The sequence below is a fragment of the Dactylosporangium sp. CA-092794 genome (genome assembly GCF_050948465.1).
Taxonomy (GTDB): Bacteria; Actinomycetota; Actinomycetes; order Mycobacteriales; family Micromonosporaceae; genus Dactylosporangium.
This window is the reverse complement of record NZ_CP192044.1, coordinates 12,620,127-12,642,084: the sequence shown is the minus strand read 5'-3', so window position 1 is coordinate 12,642,084 and position 21,958 is coordinate 12,620,127. Positions and strand designations below refer to the sequence as shown.

Here is a 21,958-nt window from a genome sequence, read left to right as displayed (position 1 = left end):
AGCACGGCGGCACACCCCCACCCCGACGGGAGCAGGCGTGATGGTCGGCGCTGAACAGGCGAACGGGACACCACCGGGCATCGGGATGTCCCGGCCGAACGCCGCGCGGATGTACGACTTCCTCCTCGGCGGCGCTCACAACTTCGACGCCGACCGCCGCGCCGCGCTCGCCTTGCTGGAGGTGGCTCCGGAGATCCGAGACGCGGCCTGGGCCAATCGTCGATTCCTCCGCCGCGCCGTCCAGTACGCCCTGGACCAGGGCATTCGCCAGTTCCTCGACCTCGGCTGCGGTATCCCGTCTCGGGGCAACGTCCACGACGTCGTCCGCGCCGCCCACCCGGACGGCCGGGTGCTATACGTCGACGCCGATCCCGTCGTCATCAAGCACGCCCAAGTCCTCCTGAACGACGTCGACGGGGCCAAGGCCATCCAGGCTGACCTGCGCGATCCGGCCGGGATCCTCGGCCATGACCAGACGCATCGGCTGATCGACTTCCGCCAGCCGGTCACCGTACTGCTGGTCTCGGTCCTGCACTTCGTCCCCGGCACGACCGACGAGCTCACGGCCTTGCTTGGCGAGTTCATGCGCCCGGCCGCTTCGGGGAGCCTGCTCGTCATCTCCCATGCCAGCCCAACCCTTACCACCGACGCGACGAAGACCGTGAACGAGCTGTACGCGCGCACACCAACTCCGTTGCACCTGCGCAGTGCACATGACATCCGGGCGTTGTTCGGCGACCTCGATCTGATCGCGCCCGATCCGCACCTGGCCAAACCCGCCAACTTGGTGTCGGTCTCTGCTTGGCGGCCTGATCCAACCGAGCAGGAGCGGCTACCGGACAGGTCGAACAGCCCATTCCTCGCCGGGTTCCTCGCCGGCGTCGGCCGCAATCCGCGACCGGCTGCGGCCGAGACGGTTACCACCGCCGGGTCCGCCGACGGCACGCCCGGCATCCCGCCGCGCCCCCGCAACGATGCCCGCTTCCGCGATCGCCAACGTGCCCACCGGGGCGCACCGACAGCAGCTCGACGCTAGGACCGGAATCCAGATGACGACACCACCCGGCGCCGACCTACCGGCGGACAGGATCGACACCAGCGTCCCGCATCCTGCGCGACGCTACGACTACTGGCTCGGCGGAAAGGACAACTTCGCCGCCGACCGGGAATCCGGCGACCGCATCGCGGAGGCGTACCCCGACACCGTCACCTCGGTCCGGGAGAATCGCCGGTTCATGCAACGGGTCGTCCGGAGTCTGGCCGCCGAAGCGGGCATCACCCAATTCCTGGACATCGGCACCGGCATCCCCACATCGCCGAACGTGCACCAGGTCGCGCAGGAGACCGCACCGGCCGCCCGAGTCATCTACGTCGACAACGACCCGCTCGTGATGGTCCACAACCGAGCGCTGCTGGTCGGCACGCCGGAAGGGGTCACCGAGTACGTCGAGCTTGACCTCCGTCAACCGGCGACGATCCTTGACGACCCCACGGTGCGTGCCACCTTCGACTTCGGCAAGCCGATCGCTGTGCTGCTCATCGCGGTGCTGCACTTCCTCGACGACGACGAGCAGGCGTACCGCATCGTGGCGGAGCTGGTCGAGCGGCTACCGCCCGGCAGCTATCTGGCCGTCTCGCACGCCACCTACGACCCCCTGCCGGCCGAGACGCGCGACCGGCTGCGCCTCCTGGCTGAACGCGGCAAAGACGGACCCTTCCACGCGCGAACCCGCGCCGAGTTCGAGGAGTTCTTCACCGGGCTGAGCCTGCTGGCGCCCGGGGTGTGTTCGCTCGTCGAGTGGCGGCCTGACCTCGACCCGAAGCCGGAAGCGGAGGCGACCGCGGTCGCCGCTTACGGCGCGGTCGCCCGGATCGGGCGATCATGACCCGGATCGGTACGGCGCTGTTCAACTGCCAGGGCGGCTGCCTGCTCCCCGAAGGCAGCTACGACTTCCGTCGCCTCCAGCAGGCTGCCGCCGACGTCGACACGGCACCCGCGTTGTGGCTGATCAATGAGGCGAAGCTCTGGCGGGCCGACGCCAACGTCGGCCTGCACGGCGCTGCAGAGGCCCTGTCCGATGCGCTCGGAGTGCCCTACGTCGGTGTCCTCGGCGCCAGCCCGCGCGGCCCGATCCCACCTGCAATCATCTACGACCCGACCGTTCTCGTACTGCGCGCGTGGTGGAACCCCGACGACCCCTACAGCTACGCGGACAAGTTGAACGTCGCCCGGTTCGCGGTCCGCGACACCGCACCAGACGGCGACAGCCGGGCCGAGTTCCTGGCCTGGGTGGACCACTGGCATCCCGACTCCGGCACGATCCGCCGGCAGGAAGCGGCACGGCTGGCCCGATACGGCCGAGAAACCCGACTGCCAGTCATCGGCGGCGGCGACCTCAATGCCAACGCGTCCGGACCACACCTGCCGCAGCGAGACTGGACCATCGCCAGCCACCAGCGACGCAGCGCCGAGGGCCGCCGCCTGCCCGACGGAGCCTGGGTCACGGACACCGACGCGGTAGACCACCTCATCGGCTCCTGGGAGGGCGACAGTCGGACGGGCGGGTGCGGGTACCGCGCCATCGCGGAACTCGCGTGGCGGGCCGGCTCCGAGGGCGGGCTGTTGCCCACGGTCAACAACAACGTCGACTCCGGCGGCGCCATCATCAAGGACTGGCTGGTGGCCAACCCAGCGATGGTTCCGCACGTCGATCCACGCAGCTATCACGTTCACATTCCTTCCGGCGACCCGGCCGACTGGCCCTCCGATCATCGGCTCGTCACCGCGGCGTTCGACCTGGCCCAGACGTTCAAATCGCAGGCGGAGCCGCGATGACAGTCAACCTGGCCCTGCTGCGGCCCTGCCTCGAGGTGATCCTCAACCCCGCCTGGTGGTACAACCGGCTGGTCGAGCACTACGCCGAAGCGTTCTGGCTCGCCAACGGCGGTAACCTGTTCATCCGCACCATCGCGACGATGCTCGAGGGTATTCGAACGGCTCCAGGGCATGCTGTCGTTCGTCGACGGCAATCACCAAGACTTTCCGCAGGCGGACAGCTACGCACTCGCGGGTGACGGACTGCGGGTGATCCGCCCCGCTCCTACCACGTGCCCAGGGGAATTTCGGTGAATCTGGCATGGCTGCGAGTGCCTAGCGCCCAGGGATGCCCACTCCATCAACCGTCGCCACTATCGGCGAGCATCACCGCCAGATGCACCGCGACCCGGCCCCGGGTCATGCCCACTCCGCCGCTGACGCGACACGGCCAGGACGTCACGAATCCGGGCGGTCAGCCCGGTCACCTCGGCAATGTCAGCGACGAGCCGGGCGCCGGCATGACCGACCACACCCCCGCCCTTCGGCACTCACGAGGATCTTCGGACGCGTTCGGGTAGCCTGCACTCGGTAAGTGCCTTCCTTGGCGGGCGATCAGGGCCTTCGACCCGGGGTATTCACAGCTATGATCGTTTAGCCGCTCGCGTTCGGCGTGGGAACGCGAAAGTGCCTGCCTCGTAAGAGAAACTTGGAGTTCTCACACAACCAAGGGTTCTCCGAGACAGGCACTTTCTACGTGGGTGACTTTACGGCATGGAGCCGGGATCTGCGGGTCACGGCGGACGCGGACGGCGTGGCGTCACTGGTCGGGGCGGTACCGTTGCGGATGCTGGCCGATAGATCCGGTTTGACCGCAGGCCTGTCCGGGGTGCTCGCCCGGCGCGGGTTCGTGCCGGTCCATGACCGGGGCCGGGTGCTGACCGACGTGGCGGTGATGATCGCTTGCGGCGGTCGCGACATCGTGGACGTGGAAGCCCTGCGCGCCCAGGGCGCGGTGTTCGGGCCGGTCGCGTCGGACACGACGGTGTTGCGGGCGTTGGGTGAGATCGGCACGACTCGTCCGGCGGCGATCGCCCGGGTCCGGGCCGCTGCCCGGGCGCATATGTGGTCGCGGCTGCCAGGTGGTCGGCCGCCGGAGTCCACCTTCGCCGGCGGGATGAGTCAGGCGGGCACGGTGGTGCTGCGTATCGACGGGTCGCTGGTGGTCTCACACTCCAAGAAGGACCGTGCGGCGGGAACGTTCAAGGGCACGTACGGTCACCATCCCCTCGGCTGCTGGATCGACAACAGTGGCGAACTCGCGAGTCTGATGCTGCGAAACGGCAACGCAGGTGCGAACACGGCCGCTGACCTGATCGCCGTGCTGGCCGACGCGATCGGTCAGGTCCCGAAACCGCATCGGGCCCGGCTGCTGGTCACCTCCGACGGGGCCGGCACCTCGCACGCTCTGATCGACTGGTTGACCAACCAGAACCATGCCGCCGACCGCAGCGTCGAGTACTCGGTCGGGTTCGACGTGGACGCTGACGTGCGCTCGGCGATCCGGGCCACCCGCCGTGATTGCTGGATCCCGGCCGTGGACAACGCCACCGGCGCGGTCCGCGGCGACATGGACGTCGCCGAGATCACCGCCCTGCTGCGCGACCGGCTCGACCGCACCAGTTGGCCCAAGACCATGCGGGTGTTCGTCCGCCGCCGTCGACTGGCGGCGGGTGAGAAGCCTGCCCTGTTTCACCTGCGCGGCTACAAGTACAGCGCGTTCGTCACCAACACCACCACGCTGACCGCCCAGCTGCTCGACGCCCGCCATCGCGCCCACGCCCGCGTCGAGGACGGCGTACGCACCACCAAGGACACCGGCCTGGGCCACCTGCCGTCCAAGTCGTGGGCCGTCAACAGCGCCTGGTGCGTGGCCATCACGATCGCCGTCGACCTGCTCGCCTGGCTCCGCCTGCTCGGCTGCCGCGACCTCGGCGCACTATCGAGGGCTGAGCCGAAGACGTTGCGCCACCGGATCCTGGCCGTCCCAGCCCGGATCGTGCGCGGGCAACGCCGACGCACCCTACGCCTGCCCCGCCACTGGCCCTGGTCGGCCGCCCTCGTCCAGATCATCAACACCATCCGCCGCCTGCCGCTGGCCCGCCCCGGCTGACCACCACCCACCATCTGCCCCGACGACAGGAGACCCAGGAGACCACGACCACCGACCCGCCAGTCGGGCCGTCCGCCTGCTCGAAGACCAACTCAATCGACGAATCTCGACATAGCCGAACCAATCAAGCCCGGACGCACCCGCGATGAGGTATCAGGGTCGACAAGCCAGATAATCCCAGACAGGGAGGCACTTCCGTATTTCTGAGCATGAACCACGGCCAAGATTACTGAAGGGCCGGGGCTAACCGTCCGACCTTTCGTAGGTGAGGCTACTATTGAGTGCCTCCACCGAACCAATACCAATGCGCTCGAAGATCTGCCGAGCTTTGCGGGAAGCTTCTGTCGCTCCTATGGTCCCCTTGCCCTTTGCACAGCGACCCAAACCGGTCAAAGCGTGCGCCTCTTGCAAAGGGCTACCCACCTCGCGAGCCAACAACAGAGAACGATTGAAGCGCTCCATTGCGCCATCGAGGTCGCGAAATTGAATGAGCGAAATCCCCAGCTGATTTAGCGTAGCGGATTCGCCATGGCGGTCGCCGATCTCCTGCCGAATCGTGACGGCTTCTTCAATCATTTCCACTGCACGTTGAAGGTTTCCGGTGAGCCGGCTAAGCACCCCCAACTCGCAGAGAATTCGTGCCCGACCGGGGCGATCACCGATGTCGTCAAACGTGAGCTTCGCGCGTTCGAGGAGTTCGACTGCCCTCGTGTAGTCACCAGCTACCCGACATAGTGTGCCGAGTTCAGCCAAGCCGTACGCCTGCCCAACGCGATCGTTGGTGTCTTCGAGCATCGTCAACGCCTGCCGCAGGAGCGCGTCCGCCCGAGCATAGTCGCCCGTGAGCCGCGCGAGGACTCCTAGCTCGGCCAAAGTGTACGCCTGGCCATGGAGGTCATTGGTCTCCTCGAAGATCGTCAGAACCCGCCGCTGCATTTCACTGGCGCTCCGATAGTCACCGGTGAGCCGCCTCAGCAGTCCTTGCTCGAAAGAGGTATAGGCCTGCCCGTGGCGGTCGGTGCTGTCCTCGAAGATGGTGAACGCCTGCTGCTGCAGCTGGGCGGCATTGAAATAGTCACCGACGAGCCGACGGAGGGCACCCAGTTCGCGGAACGTCCACGCCTGGCCGTTACGGTCGCTGACCTCCTCGAAGATGGTGAGGGCCTGCCGCTGCAGCTCAGTCGCTCGCGGATAGTCGCCAATACCCCGACTTAGACCACCTAGTTCGCGCAGGGTCCAGGCTTGGTCATGACGGTCCCCCGTCTCCTCGAAGATGGTGAGGGCCTGCCGCTGCAGCTCAGTCGCTCGCAGATAGTCGCCAGTACCCCGGCTCAGGGCACCTAGTTCGCGAAGTGCCCACGCCTGTCCGTGGCGGTCACCAACCTCATCGAACGCCGTCAGCGCCTGTTCGAGCAGCGCGGTGGCTTCCGGGTAGTCGCCGGTGAGCCGTCGCAGCGAGCCGAGCTCGGCGAGTGTTCCCGCCTCGCCATGACGGTCACCCATTTGGCGTTGGATGCCCAACGCTAGAGTGTGCAGATCGATTCCTTCTGTCCACGGGCCACTTCGGCGCGCGAGATATGCAAGGCTGGCAGCCAGGTCAACCACACGGTGAAGCAGACGACGATCGCGCGCATATTGCAGGCAACCTTGGAGGTTGGCGCGTTCAACGCGCAGCCACTCCGTGGCATGCAATAGATCTTCCAGATTCGGGATCGAGGTGACCGGCATCTGATTAGTGGCGTGCGATGGACGGGCACCACGTGCGGAAAGCTGCTCCCCGGCTATGGCCGCTGCATGCTGGTAGTAGTCGAGCAAGCTGTTGAGCGCGAGGTCTTGCTCGTCAGGGTCGACTCGAGAGCGGGCGTATTCGGCGATTAAGTCGTGCAGACGAAAACGTTGGTGACTCGGCTGGTTAATGAGTCGGTGGGTGTACAGGACATGCATGTGACGGCGCACGGTACCCAAAGACAGCCCGGTCAGCGCTGCGACCGCGTAGAAGTCGACGTCCGTACCCGGACTTAGACTGAGCAGCCGGAAGGTTCTGCGCTGATCGATCGCCAGACGCTGGTAGGACATATCGAACGCAGCGGCCACCCCGATCTCGCGTTCGTCAAGGTGCGCATCGATGCTGGCTAGGCGGTCCCGCGTTACTCTCAGGTCGGCCACTTGGCGGGCAACAGACGCGTCCACCTCAGCGTCTATGTTCGCGGCGACAATGGTGATGGCCAGGGGCAGAAGACCGCACAGTGCCGTGATGTCGAGCACCGCCCGCTTGTCTTCCACCGACAATGGGCGTGGACAGACTCGCGCGAACAAGGAAACGGCATCCGTTTCGGGTAGCACGCCCAAGGACATGAGGTTGGCTCCGTAGTTGCGGCGAAGCACAGGCATTCGACGGCGACCCGTGATTAGAGTGAGGCAACCGCTCGAACCGAGCAGAAGCGGGGCGACTTGATCGGCGGTAGCGGCGTTGTCCAGTATTAGCAATACACGCTTGCTAGCCATGCGGTCGCGCCACTTTGCCTCCCGCTCCTCCAGGGTGGCAGGAATCTGCTCGGCCGGCAGGCCGGTGGCGGCAAGCAGCGTTGCGAGCGCATCAAATGGATCCACCGGCGTGCGATCCACCGTATGACCGTGAAGATCGACAAACAACTGACCGTCGGGGAACTGATCGGCTAGCAGGTGACCGACGTATACGACGAGCGCTGTCTTGCCGACACCAGGCATACCGTCGACCGCGAACATCGGGATCAGCTGACCGGCCCGTAAACTGGTGGAGGTCGTCTCGGTGATCTCGTGAATTTGCTTCGTCCGCCCAATGAACGTTGCGATGTTCGGACGCAATGTCCGAATCACTTGCACCGGCGTTGCGGCCGGGGCGGATAGATACTGATTGTACTGATTTCCGACGAACTGGTTGACCGTCCCGCGACCGGAAGCGGTCGCATGCAGGCTTAGATCATCTGCAGGAATCGAGCTGTCGCTGATCACGGGCATCCGCTACGGGCGGGTATTGTGTTGGTCGCCTATGAACTGGTTAAAGGTGCTTGCATCATGCGAGCGGCCAGTCATTGCGATTTGCCGAGCGTGGGTTCGCTCGGAGTCGGTCAACATGGGCAAGAGGGTATGGTCCAAAAGATGCTGCAGTTCGACTGCCAGATCCGGTTCCTGGAGTAGCAATTCCTGAAGGCGAGCCTGCCATATTACAACCAGCGCCTGCTCGACTTCCTTCTGGTCAGCTTGGCGGGCTGCCAGAACCTGCCTCCGCAAGGCAGCCAGCTGATCCTCGAATGCTTCACCGGGGGCCGACGGCTGTAGACGCCGCCCAAGTACTGCGACGGCGTCGCGCGCCCGCTGCCACACGTCGGTGGCCATCGCCGAAACCAAGGCCGCGCCGAATGTGATCACTATAGGATCCACGAAAGCAACCCCCAAATATCGACAGCCTGGACAGCTACTGCCAGGATAGACGCTGATGTCTACTCCCCGCCAAGCGGTGCTGATCTTCGGCCGCGGCAGCGCTTCGGTCCGTGGCCAATTGTCGGGAAGCGGGGTTGCCCATTCGTCCGCCAGCAGGCGGAGATCCTAGCATTCGATCTTGATCAGACGCCCAGTTTCTGACGAGCGGCACCGACAGCAGCCATGCACAGGCCGCCGCTTGAACCACCGTGTTCAGATGGGGCTTCCGCGGAAGTCATCGAGGCGACGTCGACTGCTGAGGTCGGGGCGCTGGCCGTGACGTCATCGGTAGGTAGGAGCGGCTGCCGAGCGGGGTCGCTGACCGACAACGTCGGGTTGGCGTGGTGCCCGGTTCAGTTGTCGCCTGCCACGCGCATGGGACCACCGTGAGCCGGTTCTTGCCACGGTGATGGGACCACCCGGTTGCCAGTGATGGGACCACCACGGCGTGTCCGCGCCGGGGTGGTTGATCACTGGGTTCTTGATCCCTCATGTCAATGGACATGGGGGATAGAAGATGACATACCGGGAGGTATCAGTGATCGAGGTTCGTGAGGTGCTGCGCGGCTGGCTGGGCGGGGCCGGGCTGCGTACGGTGGCCGCGCAGGCCGGCGTCGACCGCAAGACCGCACGGCGTTACGTGCAGGCGGCCGAGGCTGCGGGTGTGGCCCGCGACGGCGGGTGGGCGCAGATCACCGACGAGGTGATCGGCGCGGTCGTGGCGGCGGTGCGCCCGGCGCGGCCGGAGGGCCACGGCGAGGCGTGGCGGCTGTTGCAGGCACAGCAGCAGCAGATCGCCGAGTGGGTGGGTCAGGGCCTGACCGTGGTGAAGATCAGCGACCTGCTCGGCCGGCGGGGTGTGGTGGTGCCGTACCGGACGCTGCACCGGTTCTGCGTGGCCTGCTGCGGCTTCGGCCGTGGTGGCGGCCAGACGGTCCGGGTGGCCGACGGCGAGCCGGGGGCGGAGTGCCAGATCGACTTCGGCCGGATGGGGCTGCTCTACGATCCGGCCTGTGGGCGGCGCCGCACCGTCCACGCGTTGATCTTCACCGCGGTGTACTCGCGGCACATGTTCGTGTGGCTGTCGTACTCGCAGACCCTGGAAGCGGTGATCGCCGGCTGCGAGCAGGCGTGGGCGTTCTTCGGCGGGGTGTTCAAGGTCCTCATCCCGGACAACATGTCGCCGATCGTGGCTGACGCGGACGTGATCAACCCGAAGCTGACCGTCGGCTGGCTGGACTACGCCCAGCACTGCGGGTTCGTCACGGACACTGCCCGGGTGCGGCACGCCAAGGACAAGCCGAGGGTCGAGCGGACCGTCCAATATGTTCGCAACAGCATGTGGGCCGGCGAGCAGTTCGTCGACCTGGCCGACGGGCAGAGCCGGGCCCGTGCCTGGTGCACGCAGACCGCCGGGCTGCGGGTGCACGGCACCACCGCGGCCCGCCCGGCGCAGGTGTTCACCGAGCAGGAGGCCGGTCTGCTGCTGGACGTGCCCGCCCCGTATGACGTGCCAGTGTTCCGGCGGTGCAAGGTCCACCGCGACTACCACCTGGAGATCGGCAGAGCGTTGTACTCCGCGCCGAAGGTCTATATCGGACAGTATCTGGACGTGCGCGCCGACTCGGCCCTGGTCAAGATGTTCTACCGGGGACAGTTGGTCAAGGTGTGACCCTGGCCCGCCAACAGCAGCTGCCGCATGCGGACTTCCTAGAACTCGTGCTCGCCGACGAGGTCGGCCGCCGCGACACCAACTCCGCCGCGCTGCGCGCCCGCGCCGCCGGACTGGACCCCACCATGCGCCTGGACACCTGGGACACCAGCGCGCAGGTCCGATTCGACCAGCAACTGTGGAACGAACTGACCAGCCTGAGGTTCCTCGACGGACCACACGGCGCTCTCCTGCTGGGCCCGGTCGGGGTCGGAAAGACACACCTAGCCACCGCGCTCGGGCACATCGCCGTGCGCCGCCGCGTCGGGGTGCACCTGACCCGCGCGGACAAACTGTTCAAGCGGCTCAAGGCCGCCCGGCTGGACAACACCGTCGAAGCGGAGATGCGACGGCTGGCCCACACCCCGCTGCTGATCATCGACGACTTCTGCCTCCAAGCCCTCGACGCCACCGAGACCGCCGACTTCTACGAACTCATCGTCGAGCGCCACCACAAGACAGCGACCGTGGTCACCTCCAACCGCGAACCCAACGAATGGCTCGCCATGATGGCCGACCCGCTCCTGGCCCAGTCCGCCGTCGACCGCCTCGTCAGCACCTGCCACGAGCTGATCATCGAAGGCGACTCCTACCGCCGCCGACAACGCCCCACCACCCAATAGCCAGCACCCAACACCCACCCGAGCCGGCCCGGCCGCAGCCCCTCGCTGCAGGTCAGGCCGGCTCGATCACGTTGACACCCCGACCCACCCCAGGCCATGCTCACCACGCACCCAGGTGGTCCCTAGGTCGTGGCAACACCCCGGTCCCATCGACCTGGCAAGCGACAGTTCAGTCGTGTTCCTCTCTAAGCCCCTGGCAAGAACTCCTTCCCGTAACCCTCCGGTAGCCAGGGCGAGGTCCAGGGTGCTGCGGTGGTCAGGTTTTGGGCGTCGGTGCGGTGTTGGAAGAACGCGTGGGCTTGCTGGACCCGGTCGGTGATGGTGGTGGGTGCGGTGTTCGCGAGGGCTCGTTTCATGACGGCCCAGATCCGTTCGACGGGGTTGTCCTGGGGACTGTATTTGGCGCCTTCGATGACTTTGATCTGGGGGTGTTCGGCGAGCCAGCGTTTGGTGATGCCGCTGTGGTGGGTGCTGCCGTTGTCCGTGATGACCGCGATGACCGGGGCGTCGGGGTAGGCGTCGAGTAGTTGCTGCAGGAAGTAGCAGAACACGACGGATACGTTCTTGACGGAGACGTGGTGGTGCCAGGCGCCGGTGAGCAGGTTGACCGCGCCGTGCACGGTGCGGCGCACGTTGGTCCCGGGGGTCAGGATCCGGTGCCGCAGGCCGGTGGGCATCCAGCAGGAGCGGACCCGGGCGAGCAGGTCGAGGTGGGTTTCGTCCTCGGCGAGCACGACCGAGCCTTCGGGCAGGGTGGCGATCTGGTCGCGGATGCCGGCGCAGATGGTGTCTCGGTTCGGGTCGCTTTTGGCGATCAGGCGGGGCCGGGCCCAGCGGGCTTGCTCTTTGATGCGGCGGCGCATCGTGGACAGGCTGATCTGCGGTCTGCCCAGGGCTTTCCAGATACGTGCTGTGGTCCAGGATTTCGGGGTCTGCAGCAGGGCGTGGATGCGTTCGCCGAGGCGAGGGCTGCCTTTGCGGGGGCGGCCGGGTCGGGGCCGGTCGGGCAGACCGGCGAGGCCTTCGGACCGGTGGCGGGCGATCCAGCCGCGAACGGTTTTCGGGTCGTAGTGCAGCAGGTCGGCGATTTCGCTGGCGGACATACCGGCCGCGGACAGCACCACCATCATGATCCGGGTGGCGTTACGCCAGGGGCCGTGCAGGGCGGTAATCAGTTCGGTGTGTTGCTCGGCGGACATGCTGGCGTAGACGTGCGCGGGGCGCATACTGACGGTGACCTCGTCGGGGATCGCGTTCTGGTGTGGAAACTTGATCCGATCCCACGGCGGGGTCTTTGCGTTGGTATGTCCCTCTCGCTGAGCGTGTTCGCGTACAGCCCGTCACCAGTTACGTACCGAACCTTTGCCTACCTGCTTAGGAGATCCTCAACCGCACGTAGCGGGGAGAAGCGGTGTGCCGACCTCGCGGGAATTTGGAACGCTTCGGTCCGATGGATGGGTCCGGGGGAACGGTCTGAGCCGTTGGCTCGCCGGAGTGTTCATATCCCGTTACAACCAATACCGGCTGACCCCCAGGCTCGGCACGTCGGCCCTGGGGTACCACGGAGCCGGAACGCGACTGCTGGACGCCTTGCGTACGCAGCCCGGGAACGGTGGTGCAGGGGAGGCAGCCGGGGCTCGCACGAACCGCCGCTGAGGCCGTGCAGATTTCCGTCCGATGCCGCTACGCCGGCTGCATGGGGGTCGCTACCACACCTCCAGCCACCTTAACGCACCAAGCACAGTTGGCTTAAGGCTCCGGCAGCAACTCGGTCAGCGCTACTCGGACAAGGTCGCCTCCGCGACTGATGACTAGAGCAATGTCGGGCCAACGGTCGTACAGTATCTGACGGCATACGCCGCACGGCGTAACGACGCCCCTTCCGTCTCGCCCAACCGCCACAACGACGATCGGCGGCCATTCTGTGTCGGTCAGCATCCTGCCCAGCGCCACCACCTCCGCGCACGGTCCACCGCTGAAGTGATACAGATTTACGCCGAGGTACATCTGGCCGTCGGCACACAGCACTGCCGCAGCGTGGCTGTGTGCTGTCCCGCGCCGGCGGATGAGGTCAGTGGCAGCATCAACCAGGGCCATTTCCTTGGCCGACACAGACATAGCTGAAGGGTAGCGCCTCAGTGCCCCGGCAAAGTCGTCAGGTGATGCCGAGCAGGGCCAGCGAGCGGTTAGGATTGCGGGCGTGGTGTCGGTTGGCGGCGGCGATGTTGGTAGTGCCGTCAAGGCGTAGGACGCCGATGGCGGCGTTGCGCAGGGCGGCCATGACTTGAGGTCCGGTGCCGGTTCGGACCTGGGAGCGGTCTTCGTCGTAGGTGACGTCGCGAACCCAGTGGACCTTGTTCTCGATCGACCAGTGGCTGCGGGTTCAGTCGGCCAGCTGCCACGGTTTTGGCTTGATGGGTTTGGAGATCGGTGATCGCGTAGACGATCTCGGTGGTGAAGCGTCTCGGTTTGTCGAGCCGCCGCCGGCGGCGGCGGATCTGCAGGGCTAGGGCGGCGCCGGGGAAGTCAATTGCCGGTCGCGACAGGATCTTCAAGGTGTCGATCTCTTGCCGGCCATGGCAGCGGTCGGTCGTGCGGTCCGCGACCGGGACGAACCGCCAGGACGGGCTGGCGAGTTGCTGGTGCAGGCTGTCCGCGGCCAATGAATACAGTTGAGCTGACCGTTGACGCACGCTGGGCTGGTTGCCTTTTGCGGTGAGAATCCAGCGGGCGCCGCGCTCGGCAAGGTAGGTGAAGTGGTCGCGTTGACAGTGCAACGCGTCGGCGGTCACCACGGCGCCGTCCAGGTCGATCGGTCAACCGTGTCTATGGGGTTCGCCTTTGTTCGTTAGCAAGCCACCCGAATCATTCACGTCCCGGGCCAGCTTGCCCAGAGCATTTTCGAGGTGGTGCAGTCGTGGGCACACATGGCGACGTTAAAACGCTTGCGGGATCAGTACTCTACTTTTCGCGATGAGCGGCCGCCTCCACGTCACAGCGACCCTGCGAGCCGCAGAAGTACATTGCGTCATGGCGCATCTGCTGTGTCGTGGCGTCGACAGTAGGCGGCTGACGGCCCAGGTCGGTCCGTCACAAAACGTGTACCGTGAATTTGCCGCCGAGCCGCTCGACTTTGGCGCGATTCGTCGGGCAGCATGCATTTCCGGTCCCCTTCCTCGACTGGTACTCCGCCGCCTCGGTCACTGCGACTGGGCGATATGCTCGCCCGCGACGACACACAACCTTGGACTGGTCGCGTTCTGCGTTAGTCCGTTCCGTCGAGCCGGGATGAGAGCTGACCAATGACTTCTTGGAGCGCGCCGCAGTATTCCGGAAACTGACGCCCAACGTCGATCCGCACTGGTGAGGGGTACAACCCTTCATGGTCACCCGATCGCGGCGGAGCCAAGCGATCGAGCGGTCACAGCGGCGACTGCTGGCAGCCGTCGGCCTCATCGACGATCGAAGCAACGGCAAGGCGTCGATGAGCTCTACTTCACGATCGGTGACTTCTGACGATCCTGCCCTGGCGAGGGTGAGTGAGCCGAACGAAGAGTGATAAGATGCCCGCTCCCAGGGTGGTCGGATGCCGAGATCAGGTACTCGTCGTGCGGAAGTCGCGCATCGGGCTGCTGGCGGTGGCATCTTAACGAGGACGGGGTACACGGTAGTGGCAGACGAGCAGGTCTTTTCGGGCACTGCCCGCTACTACAGCCTCTACCGGCCGCGCTATCCGGAGGAATTGCTGCACGATCTTGTGGCCCTGTCGGTCGGTGACCGCGGCGGGAGCATGGTCGACTGGGGTTGCGGCACCGGCGAGGTGGCGCTGCCTCTGAGCAGCTACTTCGACGACATCACTGCTATCGACATCGATGCCGGAATGGTGGGACTTGCTCGCGAGAAGGCGAGCCAGCAGGACGTGTCTAATATTCGCTGGATCGTCGGCCCTGCCGAGGATTTAGAACTGACTGATGCCTCGCAGGATCTAATTGTAGCCGGCTCGTCATTCCACTGGATGGATCGGGAGTTATTGTCGAGGCGCGCTTTTAGCGCCCTTATCGATCGCGGTGTCATCGCGATCATTGGCGGCGGCAGCGACGTCTGGGACATCAAATGCGACTGGCATGAGGTCGCGGTACGAATGATGAAGCGATGGCTTGGTGACCAGCGCCGCGCGGGCAGTTCCACGTATACTGTGACGAAGAAACACGGCGACTTCTTGGAGCCGGCCGGATTCACTCTTGAGTCGAGGCGGTACCGGGTCGAACAGAACTGGAACGCGGATGCCATCGTCGGCTACCTTTACTCGACGTCTTTTGCCAACCCCGCCTTGTTCGGCGAGCGGCTTAGCGATTTCGAGGCGGATCTGCGAGCCGAACTGGCCAAGTTGTCCACGGGCGACTCTTTTCCAGAACTGCTCGATTTCTACGTGATGTTCGGCCGCAAACGCTCGGCTTAGCTCGTCGTGCAGGTGGTTCCCCTGGCCGACCTCGGCGCTGCGGCGACCGCCGTTGACGCTGGCGGTGTGGTCATAGTGCCGACCAGCCGGTGGTACATGTTGTGCGGGCGGGCCGACTTCCCCGAGGTGGCAGAGCGCATCTTTCTGGCCAAACGCCGGCCTGAAAGCCGGTCGCTGCTGCTTGCTGCGCCCTCGACGGAGACGGTTCGGCGGTTGTTCACCCTTAGCCCGGTGGCTGGTCTGCTTGCTGAGGCATTTTGGCCCGGTGATCTAGCATTGCTGCTGCCGTGGCAACACGACGATGACAGGCGCCGCATGACGTCCGTGGGCTCGCCAGCATTAGTCGCGATGCCAGGTGGGGCACTCGGAGAGCTGTCGCGGTTGCTGTCCGGGCCGCTAGCGGCGACGTCGGTCAACCTGTGTCCGGACGGAGACTTGCCCGGTTCCGTGCCCGCGGTAACGGTCAACGAAGTGCGGCAGTTCGTCGACCGGTCGGGAGCCGACATAGCGGTGGTCGTGGACGGGGGTGTCTGTCCTCACCCGGTCGACATGACGATCGTTGACTGCACGGACGCCGGTGCGGTGCTGCGGCGGGAGGGCATGGTTCGAACCCGGTCGGTCGCCGCCGTCCTAGGCGAGGCGGGCATGGAGTTCACTGGGGTCGGCTGATCAACGGGCCCGCCGCACGATGGCGGGCGATCTTGAGCGAGTTTTGTATCGTCTCCCTCGACACGACATAGCCGTCGGGCACGGCAAGCTGCGACAGTTCCCAGGCTGCTGTCGCCGGATCTTGGCGTACCATCCGGCCCTGCACTGACACGCTTGTGAACAGATCAGCCCAGTACGGCTCAACCTCCTGGGCGAGTGTCTTGAGCAGGGTGGTGAACTCGCCGAACGGCTGGTGTCCCACGAGGGATCGGATGCGCCGTTCGATCCGAACCAACTGGGCGCGGCTGGCCGTTGTGACTCGCGGCATGGGAGCCATCAAAGGTGCCTCGTCGGTCTCGCCGGTCAACTCCTCAACAGCCTCGTAGGCGGAGCGTCCGATGAGCATCATGACGAAACTGGAGTGGTAATAGGCGCCGAGTTCGAAGCCGCAAAGGCGGGCGATGTATTCGCCGAGCATGGAGAACTCGAACATGTCGTGCCATAGTAGGCGGAATGCGTCATTGGCCCGCATGTTGACCAGGATTTCGAGCCTCCCTTCCTTGCAGCTGAACATCGCGCCCATGACGCAGGTAAGGTCTGCTGTCGCACTGCCGCAGTCTTGCGGGTGGTAAAAGGACACGACCGCGCGGTTGCGCTCAGGGTGGTCGTTGAGGGCGTTCAGCACACCTTCGAACTGGTCGGTGGATGAGCCTGGGTAGAACAGGCGGAACCCATGGGCGCCGCCCGGCATCGTGAGGCCGTCGTCCGTAAATCTCGCTGCGGCCGGCGAGTAAAACGCGATGGCGTCGAGATCGTGAGAACCAGACAGCAGGTAGAAGAACCGGGCCACCGCGAGGCCAGGGTTGAACACATGTGGGTGACTCGAGGAGCGCATAAGACGGGCGCGTGGTTCCGTCAACACCGTATTGACGGACAACAGTTCGCGAACCTCGAGACCGTTGTCCGAGAAGCGCAGTGAACCGTGGGCGGCGACGTCGCGGACCACGCCTCGGACCAACTCCGCGGCTCTGGTCGCACGCAGTGGGCCGCCCGTGCCGCGATACGTCTCGTTCATAGTGGTCCGCCCCGGGTCGGCGGGTCGGCAGGCCGCTCCAGGAACACTGCGGCAAGAATGGCCACGGTGGTCGCCGCGTTGAGATGTCGTATCCCGCGCATGCCGACCCGCTCCGCAGCGGACACATTGGCGGGATGGTCGTCGATGAACACGCAACGGTCGGGCTGAGTCCCAAGGGCGTCCGCAGCCGATAGGTAGATGCCGGGCTCCGGTTTGCGTACCCCCAAGTCGCACGAGACCAGGACGGCGTCAAACAGCCCTTCCATATCCTCCCACGGGCGAGCGGCGCCCCACGAGTTCGTGATCAGCGCAGTTGCCCAACCGGCCTTCCTTACCCGGTGGACAACCCCGATCATGATCGGATCGGGCTTGAAGAATGAGAAGATCCTGGCCAGTAGGCCAGTCGCTTCTACGCGGCGTCCCTGGTGGTCGAGGAGTTGGTTGGCCAGCAACTCTTCGAAGTCCGTGGGCGCCAGTACGCCGGTCTCCACGAGGTGAACTGGACTTCCACCTGGAGGCGGGACACTCGCCCAACCGTGTAGCACGTTGTCCAGCGCAGATCGATCGAGGCCCTCGCTGACGCACCAACCTTCGTGACCATCGGTCAACGGACATGTCAGCACGCCAGCGTAGTCGACGAGCAGGGCGACGGGTCGCTCGTCAGGGTCGCGGGCCAAACCTCTCGCCAGGGCGTGGTGATCTAACGAATACGAGTTGGAGCAGCCAGCTTCCCCTTGCTCTGCACTGGCCGATGGCCGTGCCTGAACAGACGCCCCAATCCACGTAGCCACCGGTTCCACAATGGACATGACGGCCTCCGCTCGGTGACGTCAAGGCATTCGCCGGCCAGCGACGACCAGCGGACGCCGGGCACAGTTCGCAAGAGACTAGCGCGCAAGGTGCCGGTATTCCATCGTCTTAGGTCTATTGTCCGAGCGATCGGTGGCTGCTAGTGTCGGAACCTGTACCTTCCGTGATCGAGTCTGCTGTCGTTGCGGCGTAGCGCGCATAGCGCGGCGTCTTCAGAGCTGCAACAAACAGCTTGGAACGCAGTCGGGGGTCTACTAGCGTGAACGATGCTGTCTATCGCACGCATACCTGCTTCACCGCTCCCGCAGCGAACCGAGGCTCGACCGGTCTCGCGGCGTGCGGCCCAGACGAACTCGATCGCGTCGCCCTGCGACGGACGCATGCCACTACTACCTTTCCGGTGCTCGCCGCCTTGGCGCCGGTGATTACGTCGCCGGACAACGAACTCGCCTACCCGGGCGACCCAATGTGTCTGTACTCGGCGCTGGCGCTGACCGTTAGCCGGTCTCATTCCGGCCCCGGTCCACAGCCAGACTGGGGACCGCCGCCATCGAAGGCGTACCGCCTCGCCGCCCCCGACGACGGGATCCGTCCGCTAGACGGAGACGTTGAGCGCAACTCCGACCTCAACGTCTTCGATCCTCGGGTTTGGACCGAGGAGACCCAGCAGCAGTTTCGGGCCACCCTGCGCCGACGTCGACCGCACGTGCTACTGATCAGCAGCGTGTCCGCCGCGCACCGGTACGGACTGCATATGGCTGCCATAGCCAAGCAGGAGCTTCCGCAGTGTGTCGTAATCCTCGGCGGACGCCACGCGGACGAGACAGTCCGCTATGCGCCGATGACCGGTCGGGTGATGTACGCATACAGCAGCACCGTTGCGGCCATCATCGAACGGCGGGCGGAGCCTGCGGTGGACTTCGTGGTCAGCGGAGACGGCGCGTACACCGTAGACCTGCTTATGCGGGCGATCTGCCGTGCCATGGACGACGGATGCACACCGAGCGTGGCTGGCACCGTGGCGGCACTGCATAAAGCAGGTGTCGCCGGTGAACGACCGGCAGGTTCCGCCGTCATCGTCGCGCTTGAACGTGGGCGGGTAAACGCCTTTCCGATCACCGGCCCGCCGTACGATCTGGCGGATCTCCCGGCCCCGTACGACGCGTTCACGATCCGTTCCCGGTTTCCGATCTTCGGCGGCGTCGACGGTCGAGCGCGCCGCACTGCGCATCTGATGACTGCCGTATCGTGCCCGTATCGCTGCTCGTTCTGTTCGGAGAGCGCGAGAGTTACCGGTTCGCTGCGGCGGTTGGGTGGTGCTGACGTCGTCCCGTCCGTCGCCCGGGTCTGCCGCTACATCCATTACGGAGCCGAGGCGATCTTCGTCGACGATCCGGTCTTCTGGGCCGGCAACTTTGCCGCAATGACCGATTTTTCTCAGCTGCTGAGCACGGGGCGCAGGTCCTGTGGGGCGGACCTTCCACCGCAATGCCGTGCGTGGCTGCGCGATCCTGACGACATCGACCGGCTTCGCGGCCTCAGCTGGGGCATGCAACTCACGGTGGACCTGCTCACAACCGTCCACCGCGGTTCGACAATTGAGCGGATGCTCGTGGCGGCGAAGGATGCAGGCTGTAGCTACGTGTACCTCGGCCTCGAGAGTATGTCCGCCACCGTCATGTCCGGCATTCACAAGAACCTGCACCAACAGCACGGGCCGCCGTGGGGCGACAAGGTTCGAGCAGCACTAGCGACGGTAAAGGCTGCGGGAATCCGGACCGGTACGTCCGTGCTGTTCGGTCTCGACGGGGAAACTCGGCACACCATTGAGGAGACTGTTGAGAACGTCGGTCGCCTCCTCGACGACGGTCTCCTCGATCTTGCCAGCGCAAACATCCTCACCTACCACCCGGCCACGGAGATCACCGCCCGACACGGGATGCAAGACTCGATCGACTACCACTCCATCGACCGCAGCAATCGGGCGCCGTACGTCTTCTTCGAAGAGGCATATCCGGACGTCGTGTCGCGCCTGCTCGACGAAGACGATGTGTGGCACATCCATCGACTGACCCGATCTCGCTGGGGCGGCGGGCGGCACGGCGGAACTGACAACCGCGGCGGCTACTCCGAGGCCACCGACCGCGAACCAAGCCCGGCCTCCGCAACACCTGTTCAGGGCGGACCATCACAAACGCTGGGCGGCGAGAGGTCTGCGCACGGTGATCTACAGCGGTGCCCGACGTCGCTGGCGGGCTCAATTGCGCATGCTCTGGAGGCGGTACAGTGAACGGCCACCAAGTGATCGACGAACTCGCTGCTTTGCCAACGATGGCTCCGGCGCCGCGCCCGCACCTGTCGATGATGTCAATGCCTGTACCGGGCCCGGATGGTGAACCGGTCGTGCTCTGGTGCGATCCGCTTACCGGACTTATCGCATACCCAAGCTTCGCCAACTACTTGACCGAGCAACTGCCTCAACTCGTGCCAGCCCCGGTCCACCTCGCCATCGGTGACGTCGACGATCTCAAGGAATACGTCAGCCAACGGCGTGCCGAGGACCCCACGTGTTTTGGGCACCTCGCCGGCAACGCATGCATGCAGGCGCTCGGGTCGGCGACCCGGCAATGGGCCGAGCGGACGTTCTCAACTTGGCCCTTCGCGCTGTGCGGCACCTTCGGCGGCGATGAGGTGATCATTGCTGCTGCCGGCCGGGGATACGACGAGTTCGTGGCGGACATCCACCGGTTGATCGAGGAGATCCGTCAGTCGGTGCCTCGTACCTGCAGCTTTTCTACAGGCACGCTGACGGTACGGCACATCAACCCGGGTGATCAGGAACAGACCTACCGGCACTTTGTATCCCAGGTGGACGCAGCGCTGTTCCTTCGCAAGGCGGTGCTCCGCCAAGCAGACATCAGCCCGCGGGGTGACTTCGCTGACATCGGCGCGGTGACATTTGACCCGGCTCCAGCGCGGCCGCCCGGCGCGCCCGGTGGCGCGCGACAGGCAGCAGACTCAGCCGTCGACCAAGCAGGCGTAGGCGTGTAGGAGATGCTCACATGATCGCAAACCTCAAGGACGTGCTGCGGGCTGCGGACGCCTATTCGACGCCGCAGCTAGATGCCCTGTTGATCGCCGCTAATGCAGCTGGCGCGCGCACCGACCTGCCCTACCCGCGGGCACGGATGCAACTGCGACCGCTTGACTCCGACGAGGTGTGGCAGGTCATCCTTCCACTGGACAACCCCCACTCGCCGTTCCTGCTGGACGAGCAGGGCCTGAGGCTTGGCGGTGAACCGGTCGCCGAACTCGTGGGGTTAGAGAATGACGATGTTGTGCTGACCTATCTGCGTGCGGGCGGACGTTCGCTGACGCTCAACACACACTCCAGGTCCATCTGCACAGGGTGCCTGTTCTGCCCTAACGTCCTAGAGGACGCAGCCGACGCGACGCTCAAGACCGAACGACAGCTCGCCGACCTTCTGGAATGGGTGCAGGCAGACAACGGCTGGCCCGACCTATCCGGCGTCGAGGTCATCACCGTCTGCACCGGGTGTTTCCAGACTCCTGCCGCCGCCATCGCCCATATGGTCGCGGTACGCCGCGCCGCCGCCCGGTACGGCTTCACCGGCCGCCTGCACCTGCTCTCGTCAGTGATCCGCAACCGGGACGATCTTGAACAATTGGCGGGACAGACGGCACCGTTCCACCTCACACTGACCTTGGAATGCTTCACACGACGCAATCTGCTGCTGAAGGACACCAAAGCATCGCTCACGCTGGACGACGCGTGCCGGATCATGGACGACTGCGCCGATCTCGGGATGCAAGCCGACTTCACCTACGTTGCCGGCCTCGATCCGATCGATGCGACAGTTGCCGGCCTGCGACGGCTGGCCGGGCACGCTACGACCTTCCCGCGCATTCAAGTTTTCCAGGCGCACAACCAGTACATGCGCGCGGCCCGGGACGCCCAGGCGGAGCCTCTAGAGTACTACCTGCAAGTGCGCACCGAGGTAGAGGGAGCGTTCGCCGGTCGGGGCCTCGCGCCGAGATCATGGGAGAACTACCGTCCGCTGTGGTACTCGTCGTACGCAGGTGGTCCGGTCAGCGGTCCTCGAGTCTGATCATGCGACGCCTGCACGACCTTGGCCTGGCCATTGACGAGGTACTGACCCGGCC

Annotated in this window: 19 protein-coding genes and 1 pseudogene; 12 read left to right on the top strand and 8 right to left on the bottom strand. The window is 65.3% G+C overall.

Annotated elements, in window-relative coordinates; genetic code table 11:
- Positions 1-40 precede the first annotated feature (40 nt).
- The 4 genes from ACQPXD_RS54770 to ACQPXD_RS54755 are packed head-to-tail and all read left to right on the top strand — an operon-like array spanning position 41 to position 3,075.
- Positions 41-1,036 carry an SAM-dependent methyltransferase gene (locus tag ACQPXD_RS54770; RefSeq protein WP_432832924.1) on the top strand — a complete coding sequence of 332 codons (996 nt, stop codon included), beginning with the start codon at positions 41-43 and terminating at the stop codon, positions 1,034-1,036.
- A 13-nt stretch (positions 1,037-1,049) separates the two neighbouring features.
- Positions 1,050-1,886, top strand: a complete 837-nt coding sequence (locus ACQPXD_RS54765; RefSeq protein ID WP_432832922.1) for an SAM-dependent methyltransferase — start codon at positions 1,050-1,052, stop codon at positions 1,884-1,886.
- Positions 1,883-2,836 (top strand): hypothetical protein, encoded by a 954-nt coding sequence (locus ACQPXD_RS54760; RefSeq protein WP_432832921.1) that lies wholly within the window; start codon positions 1,883-1,885, stop codon positions 2,834-2,836. The genes ACQPXD_RS54765 and ACQPXD_RS54760 overlap by 4 nt, the downstream gene beginning before the upstream one ends.
- Positions 2,833-3,075 carry a hypothetical protein gene (locus tag ACQPXD_RS54755; RefSeq protein WP_432832919.1) on the top strand — a complete coding sequence of 81 codons (243 nt, stop codon included), beginning with the start codon at positions 2,833-2,835 and terminating at the stop codon, positions 3,073-3,075. The genes ACQPXD_RS54760 and ACQPXD_RS54755 overlap by 4 nt, the downstream gene beginning before the upstream one ends.
- Positions 3,076-3,182: 107 nt before the next feature.
- On the opposite strand, the pseudogene ACQPXD_RS54750 reads toward ACQPXD_RS54755, so the two are convergent.
- Positions 3,183-3,403: pseudogene (locus ACQPXD_RS54750) on the bottom strand (IS1380 family transposase); the annotation flags it as partial.
- A gap of 169 nt (positions 3,404-3,572) precedes the next feature.
- Between ACQPXD_RS54750 and ACQPXD_RS54745 the strand changes: the two are divergent.
- Complete coding sequence (locus ACQPXD_RS54745) at positions 3,573-4,988, top strand: IS1380 family transposase (RefSeq protein WP_432832917.1); 1,416 nt, start codon at positions 3,573-3,575, stop codon at positions 4,986-4,988.
- Positions 4,989-5,231: 243 nt separating this feature from the next.
- Here ACQPXD_RS54745 and ACQPXD_RS54740 read toward each other — a convergent pair whose 3' ends face one another.
- Complete coding sequence (locus tag ACQPXD_RS54740) at positions 5,232-7,979, bottom strand: ATP-binding protein (RefSeq protein ID WP_432832915.1); 2,748 nt, start codon at positions 7,977-7,979, stop codon at positions 5,232-5,234.
- A 9-nt stretch (positions 7,980-7,988) separates the two neighbouring features.
- Positions 7,989-8,396, bottom strand: coding sequence for a hypothetical protein (locus ACQPXD_RS54735; protein ID WP_432832913.1), 408 nt, complete (start codon positions 8,394-8,396; stop codon positions 7,989-7,991).
- A 589-nt stretch (positions 8,397-8,985) separates the two neighbouring features.
- On the opposite strand from ACQPXD_RS54735, the gene istA reads away from it, so the two are divergent.
- Positions 8,986-10,119: an IS21 family transposase gene (istA, locus tag ACQPXD_RS54730; protein ID WP_432832912.1), complete on the top strand. Its 1,134-nt coding sequence runs from the start codon at positions 8,986-8,988 to the stop codon at positions 10,117-10,119.
- A complete protein-coding gene (locus tag ACQPXD_RS54725; RefSeq protein WP_432832910.1) occupies positions 10,116-10,781 on the top strand; it encodes an ATP-binding protein in 666 nt (221 codons plus the stop codon). The genes istA and ACQPXD_RS54725 overlap by 4 nt, the downstream gene beginning before the upstream one ends.
- 185 nt (positions 10,782-10,966) lie before the next feature.
- Here ACQPXD_RS54725 and ACQPXD_RS54720 read toward each other — a convergent pair whose 3' ends face one another.
- The 3 genes from ACQPXD_RS54720 to ACQPXD_RS54710 all read right to left on the bottom strand — a co-directional run bounded on the left by ACQPXD_RS54720 (position 10,967) and on the right by ACQPXD_RS54710 (position 13,573).
- Positions 10,967-12,007 (bottom strand): IS630 family transposase, encoded by a 1,041-nt coding sequence (locus tag ACQPXD_RS54720; protein ID WP_432832908.1) that lies wholly within the window; start codon positions 12,005-12,007, stop codon positions 10,967-10,969.
- 523 nt (positions 12,008-12,530) lie between these two features.
- Positions 12,531-12,899 (bottom strand): cytidine deaminase family protein, encoded by a 369-nt coding sequence (locus tag ACQPXD_RS54715; protein WP_432832906.1) that lies wholly within the window; start codon positions 12,897-12,899, stop codon positions 12,531-12,533.
- A 119-nt stretch (positions 12,900-13,018) separates the two neighbouring features.
- A complete protein-coding gene (locus tag ACQPXD_RS54710) occupies positions 13,019-13,573 on the bottom strand; it encodes a hypothetical protein (RefSeq protein ID WP_432832904.1) in 555 nt (184 codons plus the stop codon).
- Between the two features lie 878 nt (positions 13,574-14,451).
- Between ACQPXD_RS54710 and ACQPXD_RS54705 the strand changes: the two genes are divergently transcribed.
- A complete protein-coding gene (locus ACQPXD_RS54705) occupies positions 14,452-15,240 on the top strand; it encodes a class I SAM-dependent methyltransferase (protein WP_432832902.1) in 789 nt (262 codons plus the stop codon).
- A gap of 6 nt (positions 15,241-15,246) precedes the next feature.
- A complete protein-coding gene (locus ACQPXD_RS54700; protein WP_432832900.1) occupies positions 15,247-15,909 on the top strand; it encodes an L-threonylcarbamoyladenylate synthase in 663 nt (220 codons plus the stop codon).
- On the opposite strand, the gene ACQPXD_RS54695 is transcribed toward ACQPXD_RS54700, so the two are convergent.
- Positions 15,893-16,894: a thymidylate synthase gene (locus tag ACQPXD_RS54695; RefSeq protein ID WP_432832898.1), complete on the bottom strand. Its 1,002-nt coding sequence runs from the start codon at positions 16,892-16,894 to the stop codon at positions 15,893-15,895. The genes ACQPXD_RS54700 and ACQPXD_RS54695 overlap by 17 nt on opposite strands.
- A 65-nt stretch (positions 16,895-16,959) precedes the next feature.
- Entirely contained in the window at positions 16,960-17,454 is a 495-nt protein-coding gene (locus ACQPXD_RS54690; protein ID WP_432832896.1) for an HAD-IA family hydrolase, read from the bottom strand.
- 578 nt (positions 17,455-18,032) lie between these two features.
- On the opposite strand from ACQPXD_RS54690, the gene ACQPXD_RS54685 reads away from it, so the two are divergent.
- The 3 genes from ACQPXD_RS54685 to ACQPXD_RS54675 are packed head-to-tail and all read left to right on the top strand — an operon-like array spanning position 18,033 to position 21,903.
- Entirely contained in the window at positions 18,033-20,063 is a 2,031-nt protein-coding gene (locus ACQPXD_RS54685) for a B12-binding domain-containing radical SAM protein (protein WP_432832894.1), read from the top strand.
- An 11-nt stretch (positions 20,064-20,074) separates the two neighbouring features.
- Positions 20,075-20,824, top strand: coding sequence for a hypothetical protein (locus ACQPXD_RS54680; protein ID WP_432832892.1), 750 nt, complete (start codon positions 20,075-20,077; stop codon positions 20,822-20,824).
- An 11-nt stretch (positions 20,825-20,835) separates the two neighbouring features.
- Entirely contained in the window at positions 20,836-21,903 is a 1,068-nt protein-coding gene (locus ACQPXD_RS54675; RefSeq protein ID WP_432832890.1) for a hypothetical protein, read from the top strand.
- The last annotated feature ends 55 nt before the right edge of the window (positions 21,904-21,958 follow it).

Bases quoted from the DNA above. Each gene is read 5' to 3' on its own strand.
- ACQPXD_RS54765 (WP_432832922.1), top strand. From the start codon at position 1,050: ATGACGACACCACCCGGCGCCGACCTACCGGCGGACAGGATCGACACC.
- ACQPXD_RS54715 (WP_432832906.1), bottom strand. From the start codon at position 12,899: ATGTCTGTGTCGGCCAAGGAAATGGCCCTGGTTGATGCTGCCACTGAC.
- ACQPXD_RS54675 (WP_432832890.1), top strand. From the start codon at position 20,836: ATGATCGCAAACCTCAAGGACGTGCTGCGGGCTGCGGACGCCTATTCG.
- ACQPXD_RS54755 (WP_432832919.1), top strand. From the start codon at position 2,833: ATGACAGTCAACCTGGCCCTGCTGCGGCCCTGCCTCGAGGTGATCCTC.
- ACQPXD_RS54770 (WP_432832924.1), top strand. From the start codon at position 41: ATGGTCGGCGCTGAACAGGCGAACGGGACACCACCGGGCATCGGGATG.
- ACQPXD_RS54720 (WP_432832908.1), bottom strand. From the start codon at position 12,007: ATGCGCCCCGCGCACGTCTACGCCAGCATGTCCGCCGAGCAACACACC.
- ACQPXD_RS54760 (WP_432832921.1), top strand. From the start codon at position 1,883: ATGACCCGGATCGGTACGGCGCTGTTCAACTGCCAGGGCGGCTGCCTG.